Genomic DNA, 17,468 nt, shown 5'->3' on the forward strand with positions numbered 1-17,468 from the left:
GACGAATCCCCTGTCGCCGACCATCACCATGACCGTCTCGACCTCGCGCCCCGTGCGCACGCGCTTCGCGCCTTCCCCCACCGGCTACCTGCACCTGGGAGGCGCCCGCACGGCGCTGTTTTCCTGGGCCTTCGCACGCCACTATGGCGGCACATTCGTGCTGCGCATCGAGGACACGGACCTGGAACGATCGACACCGGAAGCCGTACAAGCCATTCTGGACGGCATGCGATGGCTGGACCTGCAGGCCGATGAAGGCCCCTTCTACCAGATGCAGCGCATGGATCGCTACCGCGAGGTCATCGCCGACATGCTGGCGCAGGGTACCGCCTATCATTGCTACAGCACCCCTGCGGAAGTCGAGGCCATGCGCGAAAAGGCGCGTGCGCTCGGCGCCAAGCCGCGCTACGACGGCACCTGGCGCCCGGAACCCGGCAAGACCTTGCCGCCGGTGCCCACAGGCATCAAGCCCGTGGTGCGCTTTCGCAGCCCCCAGGACGGGGTCACCGCCTGGGACGACCTGGTCAAAGGCCCGATCAGCTTCGACAACGGCGAACTGGACGATCTGGTCATCGCGCGCCCGGATGGTACGCCGACGTACAACTTCTGCGTCGTGGTGGACGACTGGGACATGAGGATCACCCACGTCATCCGTGGCGACGACCATGTCAACAACACGCCGCGCCAGATCAATATCCTGCGGGCGCTGGGTGCCGAACCGCCGTGCTATGGCCACGTCCCGATGATTCTGGGGCCGGATGGCGAAAAACTGTCCAAGCGCCACGGCGCCGTCAGCGTGATGGAATACGACAAGCTGGGATACCTGCCGGAAGCCATGGTGAACTATCTGGCGCGACTGGGCTGGAGCCACGGCAACGACGAACTCTTCTCGCGCGAACAGTTCGTGGAATGGTTCGATCCCCATCACCTCAGCCGCTCCGCGGCCCAATGGGACCCGAAAAAACTGAACTGGGTCAATGCGCACGCCCTGCGGCAGCTCAGTCCGGACGACCTGGCGGCCCGCGTGGCACCCCGCATCGCCTCGCGCGGCGGCGATACGGGCTTTGCCGCATTACCGGCGGTGATGGCGCTGCTGCGCGATCGCAGCGAAACCCTGGAAGACCTGGCTGAAGGCGCCATGCTGTTCTGCGGCCCCTATGTGCCGGCCGACGCGGCCTTGCGTGCCGAGGTGCTGGACGAACCCGCGCTGGGGCTGCTGCGTGCGTTCCTGGACGGCGCCCAGGGCCTGGCGGACTGGACCGAGGCGGAACTGGACGCCCAGATCAAGTCGATCCTGAAGGAACACAACGTGAAAATGCCCAAACTGGCCATCCCGCTGCGCGTCGCCGTGACCGGCCACAAGCACACCCCGGCCATTGGCGCGGTTCTGAACCTGTTGGGCCGCGAGACGGTGCTGACGCGCCTGGCGTCCACGCTGGCGGGCTAAGCCCACCGGGACCGCAAACCGGACAGCGGCGATCGACCGCCGTCCGGCTTTTCGTCAGAACGGTAGCCGATACCCCGGCGACATGCGGCGTGCCCGCACCGTACCGTTGGTGCCCAGCAGGCGCAATTCCGTGGCATCCGCACGCACCACACGATAGCGGTTCGTATAGATCGGATCGTTCAGATTCACCCGGGAACCATTGGATTCCAGGGTGCGCAGCACCAGCGTTTCGCCTTCGCGCGACCAGCAGCCGGATTCTTCCAGCCCCTGGGATGGCGCACGCGGCCGCTTGATCTGCTCGACGTAGCTCATGGTGCCGTCAGGGTTCAAGGTGTAGAGGGTGCGCAACGCGCCCGCCACCCCTTTTTGCGACGTGACCGACAACCAGTTGCCCACCAGCCTGTCACCCGTCGCGGCGGGCGCGCACGTCGGCGTGGCGATAGAGACGGCGGGAGCCACCGCCGGCTTCGTCGGCGCGCAGGCAGCCAGGCTGCCCAGAACGGCAGCGCCGACCGCTGCCATGGAAAGACGAATGAATCGCATTGCTTGATTCCTGTACATGACAATTGTCATTCAATACCCCCGCCCCGAGCATGGCCGATCCCGTGACACAGAAGCATCCGGCCTACAATTTTCATGTCCCTGCACGGTCCGCGGGCAAACGAATATTCTACCGACATGAGCCATTCCGTACTTGTCACATTGCACCTGTTTGCCGCCATCATGTTCGTGGGCACGGTATTTTTCGAAGTCCTGATCCTGGAAGGCATCCGCAAGCCGCTGGGCCGGGAGACGATGCGCAACGTGGAACTGGCCATCGGCCGACGGGCCCGGCGCATCATGCCCTTCGTCATGATCGTGCTGTTCGGCGCGGGCCTGAGCATGGCCTGGCAGTTCCGGGAAGCGCTGGCCCAGCCCTTCGCCAGCCATTTCGCCACGCTGCTGTGGATCAAGATCATCCTGGCTTTCAGCGTCCTGGGGCATTTCATCTTCGCCATGGTCATGAGCGGGACGGGCCGCCTGAAATCACGGCACTTCCAGATCATCCACCTGAGTGTCTTCTGCCACGTCGTGCTGATCGTGTTTCTGGCCAAGGCCATGTTTTATCTGTAAAGACGGTCCGTGGCAGAAAGAACGCGTCATTTTCGAGACACGTGCAATCCAATACCATCATAAAGGCCTCATAAGCCCGGAATAATGCTTGGAAGCCCACAGGCCTTACGCTAGACTTGAAGGCGTGCGATATTCATGATATTGCACGCCTGCGCCATTTGAGATGGGCCGCACGTTGCGTGGGGGTCATATCAAATGGGTGGACGTTTCCTTTCGACCCCAAGGAGCAAAATGATGGCACTCGCCAAAAAGGCCTCGGTCACACCCCCCGGAAAATCTGCCCCCGCCAAAAAACCCGCAGCCAGCGCAGTGAAGGCAGCGGCCGCGAAACCCGCCGCCTCGACCGCGAAAAAGGCGCCGGCCGCTAAAAAGGCCGCCCCGGTGGCAAAAGCCGCTGCCAAAGCCAGCCCGGTGAAAGCTGCCGCCAAAAAAGCCCCGGCGGCTTCGGCGAAACCAGCGCCCGCCAAAAAGGCGGCCAGTCCCGCCAAGGCAGCATCCACAAAGCCGGCCGCAGCCAAGGCACCCGCAGCCGCCAAGAAACCCGTAGCCGCCAAAGCCCCTGCCAAAAAACCCGCCGCGAAGGCCGCGACCAAGGCTTCAGCCCCGAAGGGCGCGACCGCCAGCAAGGCAACGAAGGCGTCCCCCGCAAAATCCGCTGCCACGAAATCTAGCGGCACAACCGCGAAGACCGCCGCCGCAAAGGCCCCCGCCAAGGCGGGCAGCACAGCAACAACCGCCAAAAAGGCAGCCAGCCCCGCAGCAAAGGCAACAGCCGCCAAAAAGACCACTGCGAAGACAGTCGCCGCGCCTGCGGCTGCTGCCAGGAAACCGGCGGCTGCCGCCAAAGCCCCCGCCGTGAAGACAACAGCCACAAAGGGTGCGGCGGCCAAAAAAGGGGCAAAAACGGCAACCGTGAAGAAAGCGGCCACCAAACCCGCCACGCCCGCGCCAGACGCACGGACGGACGTGAACCCGGGTGGCAACTGGCCCTTCCCGACTTCGACGCGCCCCTGAACCGAAAGCCCCGCGCCAGACCGTTACGGATCTGGCGCGGGATACCACGCCCGCAGTCAATCCCAATCCGCTGGGGTCGTGTGTCTGGATCGAACGGGACGCCCGGTTGCGGCGCCTTTTGCGCTAATGCGACAATGTCCAACCTACTGCTGTCTGTGAGCAAGGCATGGCCCGTGACATTCTGATTTTCCTGATCGACATCGTATTTCAGCTCTTTGGCATCGCATTGATTCTGCGGGCCTGGATTTTTGCAATCCGCCTGCATCCCTTCAATCCGTATTCCCAGGCCGTCCTGCGTGTCACCGACTGGCTGGTGCAGCCCATCCGCCGCGTGGTGCCGGTCAGCGGGCGCTTTGACTGGCCCAGCATCCTGGCGTGCTGGGTGACGGGCATGGTTTATCTGCTGCTGACCTGGCTGATCGCCATGGGCGGCATGTTGCCGCCGGCCTCGGCCATTGGCGCGGTCCTGCTGACCGGCCTGCTGATCGGCCTGAAGTGGCTGTTCAACGTGATCGTCTGGGTCACGTTGATCCAGGCCGTCCTGTCGTGGATCAACCCGTTGTCGCCCATCATGCCGGTGCTCTACACCCTGACGGCCCCGTTGCTGGACCCGATCCGGCGCATGCTGCCCCGGATGGGCGGACTGGATCTGTCGCCGCTGGTGTTGCTGGTGATCGCCCAGATCGTCATGATGATCCTGAACCACCTGGCGTTCTCGACCTTCGGCGCCTGAATTCGGCGCCCACGGTGCCATCCGGAAGCGTGCGCAGCCCACTGCGCACACTTTTTCATTACATGGGCACGACGCGGGTGGGGCCTGCGCCGCTGATGACCTGCACACGCTGGCCGGAACTGAGCGGAATGTCGTTGGCCTGCGCAATCACGCGCGTTTCGCCATTGTCCAGGCGCACGGTGATTTCCAGGCCCTGCGTCTTGCCGACCTGATTTTCGACCGCGTTACCCGCCAGACCGCCCAACAGGGCGCCACCGATGGTGGTCAGGATCTGGCCCTTACCACCACCGATCGTGTTGCCCGCGACCCCGCCCAGCGCCGCGCCGCCCAGGGCACCGATGCCGGAGGATTTGTCTGTCTGGATCGTGACGGGACGCACCGACACCACCGTGCCGTAGCGCACGATCTGTTCTTGCTGGGCCTGGCCATAGTTATAGACGGATCCGGAGGCCGACTGGTTGGCGCAGCCGGCCAGCACCAGCAGCGACAGGGAGAACCCCGCAACCGCTGTCAGACGCGTGGCCCGTGATTGAAGAGATGACCTGAAGGTCGCCATGAGAAGACTCCTGAAAAAACGAACAACAGTCGGAGCAGATCAGGCGAGGCTGCCCGCATCGACGCCATAGTGCGTACGCAGCATCGTCGCAATCTGAATGCGCGACGGGCAGTGATTCTGCGGACCTTGACTGGCAATTTTAAAGCCCCCCATCACGTTCGCCAAGCAGCAGGCGTCGCGCAGGGACCAATCATTCACGAGACCATACAGCAGTCCGGCCCGGTGCGCATCGCCGCAACCGGTCGGATCGACGACCTGGGTGACCGGTACCGGCGGGATGTCCGTCTGCCCGCCCTGGGCATACAGGGTGGCGCCCTGCGAGCCCCGAGTGACGACGGCGGCTTGCAGACCCTCCGAGAGCGTCAGGATGGACTGTCCCATGCGGTCCTCGATCACGCTGGCTTCGTAATCGTTGGCCGTCAGAATGTCGGCCATGTCCAGCATGCGGCGCAGGTCGTCTCCATCGAACAGCGGCATGGCCTGCCCCAGGTCAAAGATGAAGGGGATGCCGGCAGCCTTCAGGCGCCCGGCGTGCGCGAACATGCCATCCTTCGAGTCGGGCGACACGATGGCCCAGCGGGCGGCATGGCCACTGAGATCGTTCTCCGCCGAACGCAGCATGGCCCCCGGATGAAAGGACGCAATCTGACTGTTGTCCAGGTCCGTCGTGATGTAGCACTGGGCCGTATAGGTATCGGGCAGCACCCGCACCAGGCTGTCATCGATCCCCAGATCACGCAGCCGCTGCAGATAGTCCTCCGCGTCCTGGCCGACTGTGCCGACCGGCACGGGATGACCGCCCAGCAGCTTCAGGTTGTAGGCGATATTGCCGGCACAGCCGCCGAATTCCTTGCGCAGCGTGGGCACGAAAAAAGAAACGCTCAGCGATTTCAGGCTGTCGGACAGAATGTGGTCACGAAACCGCCCTTCGAACACGGCAATCGTGTCGAATGCGATGGAACCACAGATCAGAACGTCCTTGGTCGGGGTCATTGATATCCTTAGGGAAAAAACAGATCGAGCTGATAGCCGTTGATGTGCAGGCCGGTCAGGGTCAGGGGCACCCGCACCAGGGCCTCGCCATGGGCCGCAAAGGGCTGCCTGGCCGCATCAGCACCCAGATAATCCTCAGGAGAAAGATTGCGCCGCACCAACAGAGTGCCCGCGCTGTCCTTGAGATCCAGGACCAGCGTCGGCCATTCCTGGGGGCGGTCGTCCTGGTTCCGCAGGGTCAGCCGCAGGGTGAAACGCTGCTGTGTCTGATCATCGGTGCCTGAGGATGATGGCGTGCTCCCGCTGGCTGAATGAACAGCGCCCGTGCCCGACGCCTGGGGCGCCGCGTCCTGGACCTGCAGGGCAGAGCCGGTGATGCTCAGTTTCGTAATGTCCCTGGCGTAGGCCACCTTGCAGCGCAACGGCACGCAGGCCTGTTCCAGCAGAGGGCGCAACGACGGGATCGTCCGGGCGATCTGGGCACGATATACGTAGACCAGCTGCGCCCCCGCCACCAGGACCAGCGCCAGCAGCAGCACGCCCGCCACGAACCGCACGACTCTGGTCCACCAGGCGGGGGACTCGTCCGCTTGCAGCAACGGCGCCGCTGTGCCGCCCTGCCCGCGATATCCGGGCCGGGCCTCGACGACGAAGGGCTCAGGTGGCTCGACCGACCACGCACGCGGTTCTTCATGCCCTTCGGGTTGGGACAGGATCGACCCGGCCGCCGGCACATCCCGACCGGACCGGAAAACCTGCGGGCTCACCGGAGCGGAAGGCTCCGCGTCCCAATGATCCGATGCCGCCACCCAGGGGGTATCCACAGAAGACGGATCGACGGGCGCGGAGACGACAGGCGCCGCCCGGTCGACCGGTGCCTCACCCGACGCATCGGAGACGACCTCGGCATAGCCATCGAAAATATGCGAGCACTGAATGCAGCGGATATAGCCCTTGCGCAGCTGCAGATCCGACAGACTGGCTTGGAATATCGTGCCGCACTGCGGGCAGCGCGTGGTCAGGTCCATGCCCGGCCTCCGCCCATCAGCCTTTCCGGCCTGCCAGGCAGACCCAGCCATCGCGGGCCGCCCAGACCGTCAGCGGCAGCCAGGGCGCATAGGCTTGCGCCACTTCGCCCGCCTGGCGCTCCAGGACACCAGACAGTACCAGCGAGCCGCCGGCCGCCACGCGGCCCGAGAGCATGGGTGCCAGCACCTTCAGGGGATTGGACAGGATATTGGCCACCACGACCTGGCTGGTGCCAGGCGGCAGATCATCCGGCAGGCAGGCCTGCACCTGTACCTGATTGACGGCGGCGTTCTGTGTCGTTGCCAGCACGGCCTGCTCGTCAATGTCCACACCCCGGGTAGGCCCGGCGCCCAGCAACCGGGCCGCGATGGCGAGGATGCCCGAGCCGCAGCCGTAATCCAGCACGGTCTGTCCGTCCGTCAGGTTGGCGGCGAGCCATTCCAGACACAGATGCGTGGTGGGATGGCTACCGGTGCCGAAGGCCAGCCCAGGGTCCAGTTCGATGCGCACGATGCCGTCCTGGCGGCCTGCCGCCGGCAGGTCGGTATCCTCGCGGTGCCAGCTGGGGATGATCCAGATCCGGTCGCCCACGGCAATGGGACCAAACTGGGACTGCGTCAGCCGTACCCAGTCCGCGTCAGGAACCTCGCGCAGCGCCCAGTCACCGGTGGCCGGTGATGGACCAGCCAGGCCATCGAGCGCCGCCAGCAGATGCGCCGGGTCGTCACCGTCGGCCAGCAGGGCCACCAGCCGGTTGTTCCGCCAGGCCAGGGTTTCGGGTTCCGTACCGGGTTCACCGAACAGGGCCTGTTCGCGATCCGTATCGCCGTCGGCGTCCTCGACGGATACCGACAGAGCCCCCGCTTCGAGCAGTGCGTCGGACCAGGCTTCCGCCTGATCTTCCGTGCAACTGAGCACCAATTCCCGCATGTCGATGCCTCAGGTCCGCTGCGCGAGCTTGTGTTCGAGGTAATGGATGCTGGTGCCACCCTCGATGAAATTCGCATCCTGTAGCAATTCCCGATGCAGCGGGATGTTCGTGCGCACGCCCTCGACGATCATTTCCGACAGGGCGATATCCATCCGCATCATGGCTTGGTGGCGGTCATCCCCATAGGTGATGAGCTTGGCCACCATCGAGTCGTAGTACGGCGGAACCGTGTAGCCCGTGAAGACGTGCGAATCCATCCGCACCCCGGGGCCGCCAGGCACGTGCCAGTTGGTGACCTTGCCGGGGCTGGGTGTGAATTTATACGGGTCTTCCGCATTGATGCGGCATTCGATCGCATGCCCGCGCAGATGGATGTCCCGCTGGCGCAGGGTGAATTTTTCCCCGGCGGCGATGCGGATCTGCTGCTGGACCAGATCGATCCCCGTGATCATCTCGGTGATCGTGTGTTCGACCTGGATGCGGGTGTTCATCTCGATGAAGAAGAACTCGCCGTTCTCGTACAGGAACTCGAAGGTACCCGCGCCGCGATACCGCATCTGACAGCAGGCTTCGGCGCAGCGTTCGCCGATGCGCTCGATCAGCGCCCGCTCGACGCCGGGTGCCGGCGCTTCCTCGATGATCTTCTGGTGACGGCGCTGCATGGAGCAGTCGCGCTCGCCCAGCCACACGGCCTTGCCCTCGCCGTCGGCCAGGACCTGGATTTCGATGTGACGCGGGTTTTCCAGGAATTTTTCCAGGTAGACCTCGGGGTTGTTGAAGGCCACCTCGGCTTCCGTGCGCGTCATGGCCACGGCATTGATCAGCGCACTGGCTTCATAGACGACGCGCATGCCGCGCCCGCCGCCACCGCCCGCAGCCTTGATGATGACCGGATAGCCGACTTGCTCGGCGATCCGCTGGATTTCCGCCGAGTCGTCCGGCAGCGCACCGCCTGAGCCGGGCACCACCGGCACGCCGGCGGCGATCATCGCCTGCTTGGCGCAGACCTTGTCGCCCATGGTGCGGATGCTTTCGGGCCGGGGGCCGATGAACACGAAGCCGCTTTTTTCCACGCGATCGGCGAAATCGGCGTTTTCGGACAGAAAACCGTAACCCGGATGGATGGCCTCGGCATCGGTGACTTCAGCAGCCGAAATCAGGGCCGGCATGTTCAGGTAGCTGTCGCGCGGCGATGCGGGCCCGATGCACACGGATTCGTCGGCCAGACGCACGTATTTGGCCTCGCGATCGGCCTCGGAATGGACCACCACCGTCTTGATGCCCATCTCACGGCAGGCGCGCTGTATCCGCAGGGCGATCTCCCCACGATTGGCAATCAGTATCTTTTCGAACATGGCTCAGGCAATGATGAACAGGGGTTGGCCGTATTCCACCGGCTCGCCGTTTTCGACCAGGATTTCCTTGACCACGCCGGACTTGTCAGCCTCGATCTCGTTGAGCAGTTTCATGGCCTCGATGATGCACAGGGGATCGCCTTCCTTGACGGTCTGGCCGACTTCGACGAAGGCCGGCGAATTGGGGTTCGGCGAACGGTAGAAGGTGCCGACCATCGGGGCCTTCACGGGGTGGCCCTGCGGCACGACCACAGGCGCCGGCGCGACGGCCGCGCCCGCGGCAGCCATAACCTGGGCGGGAGCGGGGGCCATCGGGGCGGGTGCAACCATGGGGGTCTGGGAGAACTTGACGATGCGGACCTTGCCTTCGCCTTCGGTGATCTCGAGTTCGGCGATTCCCGAATCGGCCACCAGGTCGATCAGCGTTTTCAGTTTTCTGAGATCCATGAGAAATGATTCCTGTGTGCAGGCCCCCGGCGAGGTAGACCGTTCATGATTGAATTCGGGCGGCAGAAACAAATACGCCGTCGGTCCGTCCCCGGAAAACGGGGGGGAATCCACGACGGCCACATTCGCAGTGCAACGACCGGGGGCCTGCGAAAAACACAGTCACGACCCGATCGCGTCAGCCCTTCAAAGCGCCTTTTTACGCTAAAACCGTCGATTTGTCCATTAAAACAGGGGCAGCCGACGTTTCAGACCTTTAAATTGAAACTTAAAGTATCCTGGTCAGGCGTTGTTGCACGTCATCGGGCTTGAGCTCGCCGATCACGGTGGAATCCACTCGCCCCTGACGATCGAACAGGACGCTGAAGGGTAACCCACCGCCCTTGTTGCCGAGATCACGCATGAGAGGAATACCCTGGGTCCCGGTCAGCAGCAAAGGATAGGAAACTTTTATCCTGTCCAGGAAACGCAGGATATTGGCGCGCGTATCGATGGCCAGCCCCAGCACGACCAGGTCTGGATGCTGATGATGCAACGATTCGAGCAACGGCATTTCCCGCACGCAGGGCGCACACCAGCTGGCCCAGAAATTCATCAGCACCGGACGGCCCACATACCCCGAAAGGGGCTGGCTGGCGCCCTGAAGATTGTCGAACGAACGGCCAAAGACTGGATTTGCCGGGAGCATCGACGCGAGGGCCCGATCCGGTCCGATGATCACGCCCGCCAGCGCCGCCACGCGCAGAAATGTCCGCCTGTCCATCTAAAAAGCATGCTCCACGCTATGTCACCCGCCGCGCGGCACGCACGCCGCCCTGATTCGTCGGGCACGGCAAGTCACCGGGACAAGGCCGTGCCGCTGGCCCATTCATCATAGCATTGGGCCCTACAATACAGGCCGGAGGATGCGATGCACGTACACATACTGGGAATCTGCGGGACGTTCATGGGGGGGCTGGCCCTCATCGCCCGCTCGGCCGGGCACCGGGTCACGGGCTGCGACGCGGGGGTCTACCCGCCGATGAGCACCCAACTGCGCGAACAGGGCATCGATCTGTCCGAGGGCTTCGACGCGGACCAGATCGGCCTGGGGGCCGATCTGTACATCATCGGTAACGTGGTCAGCCGGGGCAATCCGCTGATGGAGGCCATCCTGGACCGTGGGCTGCCCTACATCTCGGGCCCGCAATGGCTGGCCGACCATATCCTGGGTGGCCAGCACGTGCTGGCCGTGGCCGGCACGCACGGCAAGACGACCACCAGCGCCATGCTGGCCTGGATCTTCGAACACGCCGGCCAGCCCGCGAACTTCCTGATTGGCGGCGTGGCCCCCGACCTGCGGGTGTCGGCCCGCTATGACGCGCGGCGCACCCATTTCGTCATCGAGGCCGACGAATACGACACGGCCTTCTTCGACAAACGCTCCAAATTTGTCCATTACCGGCCCCGCACCGCCATCCTGAACAATCTGGAGTTCGACCACGCCGACATCTTCCCGGACCTGGCGGCCATCGAAACCCAGTTCCACCACCTGGTGCGCACCATCCCCGCCAGCGGGCGAATCATCCGTCCGGCCGCCAGCGATGCGCTGGACCGTGTGCTGGACCGAGGCTGCTGGACGCCGGTGGAAACATTCGGCCCCGAAGGCGTGTGGCGGGCCGAGCCCGACCCGGCCGACGACCGTCGCTGCCGGATCCTGCGCGACGGCCAACCGCAAGGCTGGCTGGAATGGTCGCTGGCCGGCCGCCACAACCAGGCCAACGCCCTGGCCGCCCTGGCGGCTGCGCAACACGCCGGTATCCCGGTCCAGGCCGGTCTCGCGGCCCTGGGCGCCTTTCAGGGTGTGCGCCGGCGGCTGGAACTGCGCGGCACCGTCGGTCGCATCGCCGTGTACGACGATTTCGCGCATCACCCCAGCGCAATCGCGACCACGATCGACGGGTTGCGCCGTCGCGTCGGCGCCGGGACGCGGATCCTGGCGGTCATCGAGCCACGCTCGAACACCATGAAGCTGGGTACCATGGCAGCCCGGCTGCCCGATTCGCTGTCCGCCGCCGACCTGATCTTCTGCTACGGCGAAACGGTGGGCAAACAGGCACTCGGCTGGGATCCAGCCAAGGTTCTCGCCCCCCTCGGCGACCGTCTTTCCTGGACCGGCGACGACCTGGACGCGTTGATCCAGGCGCTCTGCGCGGCCGCGCGACCAGACGACCATATCCTGATCATGAGTAATGGCGGCTTCGGCGGCATCCACCAGAAACTGCTCGACGCGCTGGCCCGACGCGGCCCCGACGCGCCACACCGGGCTCCGTCCCCCCACTGACCTTCCGTATCCTTTTCATGCACGTTCTCTACGAAGACGCCGGCAAACTCAAGGCCGAAACCATTTTTTCCGAAGCCGACACCTCGATACAGGTCGAGTCCGCCTCCGGCAAGCGCAGCAAGATCAAGCGCAACAGTGTGCTGTTCACGTTCGACGCCCCCACCCCAGAGGCCCTGCTGCCGTCGGCCGAAGCGATGGCGGCCACGCTGGAGCCCGACTTCCTGTGGGAATTCGCCCCACAAGAAGAGTTCGAGGCGGCCGCCCTGGCGCAGGACTACTTCGGCCATGCGCCGGATGCCGTGGAGAAGACCGCGTTGATCGTGGCCCTGTCGGCCGCTCCGGCCTACTTCCATCGGCGCGGCCGCGGCACATTCCGGCCCGCTCCGCCGGACATCTTGAAGGCCGCCCTGGCGGCGATCGAGAAGAAACGCCTGCAGGCGGAACAGCAGCAACAATGGACCGAATCGCTGGTGGCCGGCCAGTTGCCCGAAGCGCTCAGGGCTGCGGCGCCGACATTCCTGGACCATCCGGACAAGAACACCCTGGAATGGAAAGCCTTCGACGCCGCCGTGCAGCAGTTGGGCGAAAGCCCCGAAAGGCTGCTGCTGTCGCTGGGCGTCTGGCCCAACCAGCTGGCGATGATGCGCGCGCGTTTCCTGGCCGAGCATTTCCCGAAAGGCACGCAATGGCCTCCGGTCGCCGTGGAAGACTGGGGCGCCGACCTGCCGCAGGCCGACGTGGAAGCCTATTCCGTGGACGATTCCAGCACGATCGAGATCGACGACGCACTGTCGGTCACGCAGCCGGATGCCGAAACGATCCGGGTCGGCATCCATATCGCCGCGCCAGCCCTGGCGGCGCCACGCGGCAGCGCCTTCGACGACATGGCCCGCAGCCGCATGTCCACTGTCTACATGCCGGGCGACAAGATCCCCATGCTGCCGCGCGAGCTGATCGCCGCCTTCTCGCTGGACGAGGGTCAATGGCGCCCGGCCCTGTCCCTGTACGTGACCGGGCGGCTGGCGGACGGCGAGATCCTGGCCACGGAAACCCGGCTCGAGCGCATCCGCGTCACAGCCAACCTGCGCCATGACCGTCTGGGCGACAGCATCACCGAAACGGCGCTGGCGGATCCGCAGGCCCCCGTACCCTACGCCCACTGGCTGCGCCCCCTGTGGCAGTTCGCCCAGCGGCTGTGCGCCATCCGCGACCGCGCCCGGGGAAAACCGGAAAACAACGACCGCATCGAATACAGCTTCGAACTGGACGGCCCGGCGGACGACCCGGACTCGGTCATCCGCCTGATCCCGCGCCAGCGCAACGCACCGCTGGAGCGGCTGGTGGCCGAATACATGATCCTGACCAACACGCAGTGGGGCGCGCTGCTGGCGCGCCATGGCGTGCCTGGCATCTACCGCTCGCAGCAGATGGGCCGCACACGCATGTCGACCCAGGCGCTGCCGCATGAATCCATCGCGGTGTCGCAATACGTCTGGTCTACCTCGCCCCTGCGCCGCTACGTCGATCTGATCAATCAGGGGCAGATCATGGCCGCGGCGGAACACGGCGTTTCGGCGCGGCTGGTGGCGCCCTTCAAGCCGAAGGATGCCGACCTCTATGCCCTGATCGGCGCATTCGATTCGCAATACACGCTGTGGGGCGAATTCCAGTCCTCGATGGAACGGTACTGGTGCATCCGCTGGCTGCAACAGCAAGGCATCAGGGAAGTCCGGGCCCACGTCCTGCGCGAAAATCTCGTGCGCCTGGCCTGCGCCCCATTGGTCACTCGCATCAACGGCCTGCCCGCGTTCGAGCGAGGCCAGGAAATCACCCTGGACATCCTGGGCTACGATGACCTGGGACTGGACATCGAGTGCCGCCTGCGCGAGGCTCCCTGAACGACATGACACAGCCGGCGAACCCCCTGTCGCTGCAACTGCTGGAAACCCGCCACGAAGGCCGCAGCCGCATGGCGCTCGCCCTGCTGCTGTCGCTCTGCGTCCATGCCCTGCTGCTGGCCTGGCACGCCACCCATCCAACCCCGCAGCCTCAGGAATCCAGCCTGGAGATCACGCTGGTCAACAGCCGCAGCGACCAACCGCCACTGCGCCCCCAGGCACTCGCGCAGCAAAACTTGGACGGCGGCGGTGAGCAGCCCAAGGGCATGGCGGCTTCGCCGCTGCCGCGCACCACCGAGGACAGCGCCGACGAAACCGTCCTGGAAGCACTGCGACGCCGTCAAGCCGAACTGGAGGCGGAACAGCGCCGCTTGCTCACGCAACTGGAGGCCCGGGACACAGTGCCTCAGGCCAGCCCGGCGCCGGAACTGCTGGGACAAAGCACCGAACCGGGCCAGGACGACCGCCAGCAGGACAGCCTGGTGCTCAGCGCCCGTATCGCCGCGCTGAAGGAACGGATCGAACGCTATAACGCCCAACCCAGGCAAACCTTTGTCGCACCGTCCACCCAGGCCGCCGACTACGCCGAATACGTCGAAGCCTGGCGCAAGCGCATCGAATTGATCGGCACCCAGCACTATCCGCCGGAAGCACGTGGGAAGATCTATGGCGACTTGCAACTGACGGTCTACATCCGCCGCGACGGGCAGCTGGATCACCTGGAATTCGACCATCCGTCCAGCCAGGCCATTCTGAACAGCGCGGCCCGCCGCATCATCGAACTGGCAGCCCCATTCCCGCCACTGCCGCCCAAAGTGGCCGAGCGCACCGACATTCTGGCGATCACCCGGACCTGGCATTTCACACACGCGGGGCTGGACACGGAGTCGCCATGAGGCTGCGCTCGCTGGCTGCCTTTGCCGTGCTGCTGATCCTGTGCGCCGGGTTTCTGTACGAGATCGGCCTGTTCGGCATGGTGGTCTGGTTCAACTACCGCAACCCGGCCAATACGCCGGTCATGCAGGCAACCCTGGCCTCTTTGCGAGCCCATGACCCAAACGCCCACCTGACCCACGAGTGGGTCCCTTATGCCGGCATCAGTGTCAACCTGAAGCGCGCGGTGATCGCCTCCGAGGATTCCAGCTTCGTCGAGCATGACGGCGTGGAATGGGATTCCATCCGCAAGGCCTGGCGCTACAACCAGCGCCAGGAGGAACTGGGCCGGTCGCGCCGGCGCGGTGGCTCCACCATCACCCAACAACTGGCGAAAAATCTGTTCCTGTCGAATTCGCGCAATTACCTGCGCAAGGGCCAGGAACTGATCCTGACCTACATGATCGAAGGGGTCATGAGCAAACGACGGATCCTGGAGCTCTACCTGAACATCGCCCAGTGGGGCGAGTCCACCTTTGGTGCACAGGCCGCCGCCCGGCACTACTTTCGCACGGACGCGGCGCGGCTGACCACCGGCCAGGCCGCCGAACTGGCCTCCATGCTGCCCAATCCAGCCTACTACGACCAGCACGGCGCCACCGCCTACCTGCGTTCCCACACCGCCACCGTGCTCGCCCGCATGCGGCTGGTCGAAGTGCCCTGAGCAGATCAGAGTACTATTGAAGTTTTCACTGCAGTTTCAGCCATGCGCACGGCCCGACGCTATCTTGCCCGCGAAATCTATCGCTCGACCACAGTCGTGCTGGTGGCGCTCGTGGGTCTGTTCATGTTCTTCGCCCTGATCGAAGGCCTGGACAAAGTCGGCGAACGTCTGACCCTGCTGAACCTGTTCTACCTGCAGGCCCTGGATCTGCCCAACCATCTGTATGAGCTGCTGCCCATCGGTTTGCTGATCGGCGCGGTGCTAGCGCTTGCCGGCCTGGCCCAGCGCAACGAACTGACCATCCTGCGAGCCTCGGGCGTAAGCGGCCTGAAGCTGCTGGGCGCCTTGTGGCTGATTACCATCCCGTTGGTCCTGGGGGCCTATATCCTGTCGGAATACATTACGCCGGCGGCCGAACTGAAGGGCAGCGAATCGCGTCTCGCGTTGCTGGGCCGCACCGACGGAGGGCGCCTGTCCAGCGGCTACTGGTTCAAGGAAACCGACCCGCAGGGCGGCACCCGCATCATCAACATCCAGCAGCTCACGGGCCAGGGGCAGGTCCGGGGAATCGTTCTGTACGAATTCCGGCCCGACGACACACTGCTGGACTATGTCCAGGCCGACAGCGGTCAGTTCGAACAAGGCCGACTCATCCTGCACGGACTGACGGAAACACACATCCAGCCGCAGTCGGCCAGCGCGCTCGCGGATGCCCGGGTCCCGAAGGCGCCGATCACCGAAGTGATCCACCTCGAGAACCGCGACATCCCCACCTCGCTGACGCCGGAACGCCTTATCGCCCGTATCCTGACGCCGGAGCGCATGGCGATCACGGACCTGCTGGATTACATTCAGTACCTGAAGAAGAACCACCTGCAGACCGACCGCCAGCAAATCGCGCTGTGGCGCAAAATTGCCTACCCTTTCACGCTGCTGGTGATGATGACCATCGCCACCCCGATCGGTTTCATGCAGACCCGCCGGGGCGGGGTCGGCCCCAAGGTCTTTCTGGGCATCATCCTGGGCGTGGGCTTTTTCATGCTGAATCAACTGGCCCTGAACGCCGGGATGCTGGGTGACTGGCCGCCCTGGGCCACGGCGCTGGTACCCAGCCTGGTGGGCCTGGTGCTGGCACTGACGGCGCTGATGGCGATGGAACACCGCCATCCCCTATCCCTCTGGCTGCGCCAGCGCCGTCTGGAACAAAGTCCCACATGAGCCGCGACGTCTGGGTCATCGGGGACGTCCAGGGCTGCGCGGGTGCCCTGCGCGCCCTGCTGGCCCATCCGGAACTCGCAACCCCCGACACGGAACTCTGGTTTGCCGGCGACCTGGTCAACCGCGGCCCGGACTCGCTGGGCGCCCTGCGCCTGATCCGGGGCCTGGGCGCGCGTGCGCGCGTCATCCTGGGCAACCACGACCTGCACCTGCTGGCGGTGGTTGCGGGAGTGCGCAAGCCGGGCAAATCCGACACCTTCCAGGACGTCCTGAACGCGCCCGACAGGGCCGCGCTGATCGACTGGCTACGCCATCTGCCGTTGATGGTGCGCGACCAGGGGCACGTCATGGTCCACGCGGGAATCCTGCCCGCGTGGACGCTAGATCAGGCGCAGGCGCTGGCCAGAGAAATCGAAACCGCGCTGCGGCAGCCCGACTGGCACGGCGCCATGCACGATCTGTACGGCGAGGAACCGCTGCAATGGGACGATGCGCTGCAAGGCCCGGACCGCATGCGCGTGATCGTCAATGCCTTGACCCGCATGCGGGTCTGCCACGTCGAGGACGGGCGCATGGACTTCCTCCACAAGGGGGAACCCTATGCGGCCCCGGGCCTGCTGCCCTGGTTCGAACTGCCCGGGCGCCGCGACCCCGCCGAGACGATCGTCTTCGGCCACTGGTCGGCCCTGGGACTGTGCATCCGTTCCGACACTATCTGCCTGGATACCGGCTGCGTCTGGGGGCGGTCGCTGACCGCTCTGCGCCTGCGCGACCACCGTATCATCCAGCACAACTGCACGACTTGCCGCTGAAG

At 64.8% G+C, this 17,468-nt stretch carries 18 protein-coding genes; 9 read left to right on the forward strand and 9 right to left on the reverse strand.

Annotation, left to right across the window (positions count from 1 at the left end; all coding sequences use genetic code 11):
* Positions 1 to 28 precede the first annotated feature (28 nt).
* Positions 29 to 1,447 (forward strand): glutamate--tRNA ligase, encoded by a 1,419-nt coding sequence (gene gltX / locus ABCV34_RS10630; RefSeq protein ID WP_345798763.1) that lies wholly within the window; start codon positions 29 to 31, stop codon positions 1,445 to 1,447.
* 54 nt (positions 1,448 to 1,501) lie between these two features.
* On the opposite strand, the gene ABCV34_RS10635 is transcribed toward gltX, so the two are convergent.
* Positions 1,502 to 1,990 (reverse strand): hypothetical protein, encoded by a 489-nt coding sequence (locus ABCV34_RS10635; RefSeq protein ID WP_345796197.1) that lies wholly within the window; start codon positions 1,988 to 1,990, stop codon positions 1,502 to 1,504.
* Between the two features lie 135 nt (positions 1,991 to 2,125).
* On the opposite strand from ABCV34_RS10635, the gene ABCV34_RS10640 reads away from it, so the two are divergent.
* Entirely contained in the window at positions 2,126 to 2,560 is a 435-nt protein-coding gene (locus ABCV34_RS10640) for a hypothetical protein (RefSeq protein ID WP_345796198.1), read from the forward strand.
* A 191-nt stretch (positions 2,561 to 2,751) separates the two neighbouring features.
* On the opposite strand, the gene ABCV34_RS10645 is transcribed toward ABCV34_RS10640, so the two are convergent.
* The gene (locus ABCV34_RS10645) at positions 2,752 to 3,501 is read right to left on the reverse strand and encodes a hypothetical protein (protein WP_345796199.1); all 750 of its coding nucleotides are present in this window, start codon (positions 3,499 to 3,501) and stop codon (positions 2,752 to 2,754) included.
* Between the two features lie 239 nt (positions 3,502 to 3,740).
* On the opposite strand from ABCV34_RS10645, the gene ABCV34_RS10650 reads away from it, so the two are divergent.
* Entirely contained in the window at positions 3,741 to 4,307 is a 567-nt protein-coding gene (locus tag ABCV34_RS10650) for a YggT family protein (protein ID WP_345796200.1), read from the forward strand.
* A gap of 58 nt (positions 4,308 to 4,365) precedes the next feature.
* On the opposite strand, the gene ABCV34_RS10655 is transcribed toward ABCV34_RS10650, so the two are convergent.
* The 7 genes from ABCV34_RS10655 to ABCV34_RS10685 form a co-directional block, all read right to left on the reverse strand.
* Positions 4,366 to 4,863: a glycine zipper 2TM domain-containing protein gene (locus ABCV34_RS10655; RefSeq protein ID WP_345796201.1), complete on the reverse strand. Its 498-nt coding sequence runs from the start codon at positions 4,861 to 4,863 to the stop codon at positions 4,366 to 4,368.
* 39 nt (positions 4,864 to 4,902) lie between these two features.
* Positions 4,903 to 5,856 (reverse strand): carbohydrate kinase family protein, encoded by a 954-nt coding sequence (locus ABCV34_RS10660; protein ID WP_345796202.1) that lies wholly within the window; start codon positions 5,854 to 5,856, stop codon positions 4,903 to 4,905.
* An 8-nt stretch (positions 5,857 to 5,864) separates the two neighbouring features.
* Positions 5,865 to 6,884: a zinc-ribbon and DUF3426 domain-containing protein gene (locus ABCV34_RS10665; RefSeq protein WP_345796203.1), complete on the reverse strand. Its 1,020-nt coding sequence runs from the start codon at positions 6,882 to 6,884 to the stop codon at positions 5,865 to 5,867.
* A gap of 16 nt (positions 6,885 to 6,900) precedes the next feature.
* Positions 6,901 to 7,815 carry a 50S ribosomal protein L11 methyltransferase gene (gene prmA, locus ABCV34_RS10670; RefSeq protein ID WP_345796204.1) on the reverse strand — a complete coding sequence of 305 codons (915 nt, stop codon included), beginning with the start codon at positions 7,813 to 7,815 and terminating at the stop codon, positions 6,901 to 6,903.
* A gap of 9 nt (positions 7,816 to 7,824) precedes the next feature.
* Positions 7,825 to 9,171, reverse strand: a complete 1,347-nt coding sequence (accC, locus tag ABCV34_RS10675) for an acetyl-CoA carboxylase biotin carboxylase subunit (RefSeq protein ID WP_345796205.1) — start codon at positions 9,169 to 9,171, stop codon at positions 7,825 to 7,827.
* Positions 9,172 to 9,174: 3 nt separating this feature from the next.
* Positions 9,175 to 9,618 (reverse strand): acetyl-CoA carboxylase biotin carboxyl carrier protein, encoded by a 444-nt coding sequence (gene accB, locus ABCV34_RS10680; RefSeq protein WP_345796206.1) that lies wholly within the window; start codon positions 9,616 to 9,618, stop codon positions 9,175 to 9,177.
* A 268-nt stretch (positions 9,619 to 9,886) separates the two neighbouring features.
* Positions 9,887 to 10,381: a TlpA disulfide reductase family protein gene (locus tag ABCV34_RS10685; RefSeq protein WP_345796207.1), complete on the reverse strand. Its 495-nt coding sequence runs from the start codon at positions 10,379 to 10,381 to the stop codon at positions 9,887 to 9,889.
* Between the two features lie 147 nt (positions 10,382 to 10,528).
* Between ABCV34_RS10685 and mpl the strand changes: the two genes are divergently transcribed.
* From mpl to ABCV34_RS10715, 6 genes are read left to right on the forward strand one after another with little or no spacing between them, the layout of a single operon-like run.
* Positions 10,529 to 11,941, forward strand: coding sequence for a UDP-N-acetylmuramate:L-alanyl-gamma-D-glutamyl-meso-diaminopimelate ligase (gene mpl, locus ABCV34_RS10690; RefSeq protein WP_345796208.1), 1,413 nt, complete (start codon positions 10,529 to 10,531; stop codon positions 11,939 to 11,941).
* Between the two features lie 17 nt (positions 11,942 to 11,958).
* The gene (locus ABCV34_RS10695) at positions 11,959 to 13,839 is read left to right on the forward strand and encodes an RNB domain-containing ribonuclease (protein WP_345796209.1); all 1,881 of its coding nucleotides are present in this window, start codon (positions 11,959 to 11,961) and stop codon (positions 13,837 to 13,839) included.
* 5 nt (positions 13,840 to 13,844) lie between these two features.
* Positions 13,845 to 14,735, forward strand: coding sequence for a TonB family protein (locus ABCV34_RS10700; RefSeq protein ID WP_345796210.1), 891 nt, complete (start codon positions 13,845 to 13,847; stop codon positions 14,733 to 14,735).
* The gene (gene mtgA / locus ABCV34_RS10705; RefSeq protein WP_345796212.1) at positions 14,732 to 15,436 is read left to right on the forward strand and encodes a monofunctional biosynthetic peptidoglycan transglycosylase; all 705 of its coding nucleotides are present in this window, start codon (positions 14,732 to 14,734) and stop codon (positions 15,434 to 15,436) included. Before ABCV34_RS10700 ends, mtgA begins: the two co-directional genes overlap by 4 nt.
* 42 nt (positions 15,437 to 15,478) lie before the next feature.
* Positions 15,479 to 16,654 carry an LPS export ABC transporter permease LptG gene (lptG, locus tag ABCV34_RS10710; protein WP_345796213.1) on the forward strand — a complete coding sequence of 392 codons (1,176 nt, stop codon included), beginning with the start codon at positions 15,479 to 15,481 and terminating at the stop codon, positions 16,652 to 16,654.
* Positions 16,651 to 17,466, forward strand: coding sequence for a symmetrical bis(5'-nucleosyl)-tetraphosphatase (locus tag ABCV34_RS10715; RefSeq protein ID WP_345796214.1), 816 nt, complete (start codon positions 16,651 to 16,653; stop codon positions 17,464 to 17,466). Before lptG ends, ABCV34_RS10715 begins: the two co-directional genes overlap by 4 nt.
* Positions 17,467 to 17,468: the final 2 nt, after the last annotated feature.

Origin of the sequence: Castellaniella sp. MT123 (assembly GCF_039614765.1) — a bacterium.
In the GTDB taxonomy this organism is placed as follows: Bacteria; Pseudomonadota; Gammaproteobacteria; order Burkholderiales; family Burkholderiaceae_B; genus Castellaniella.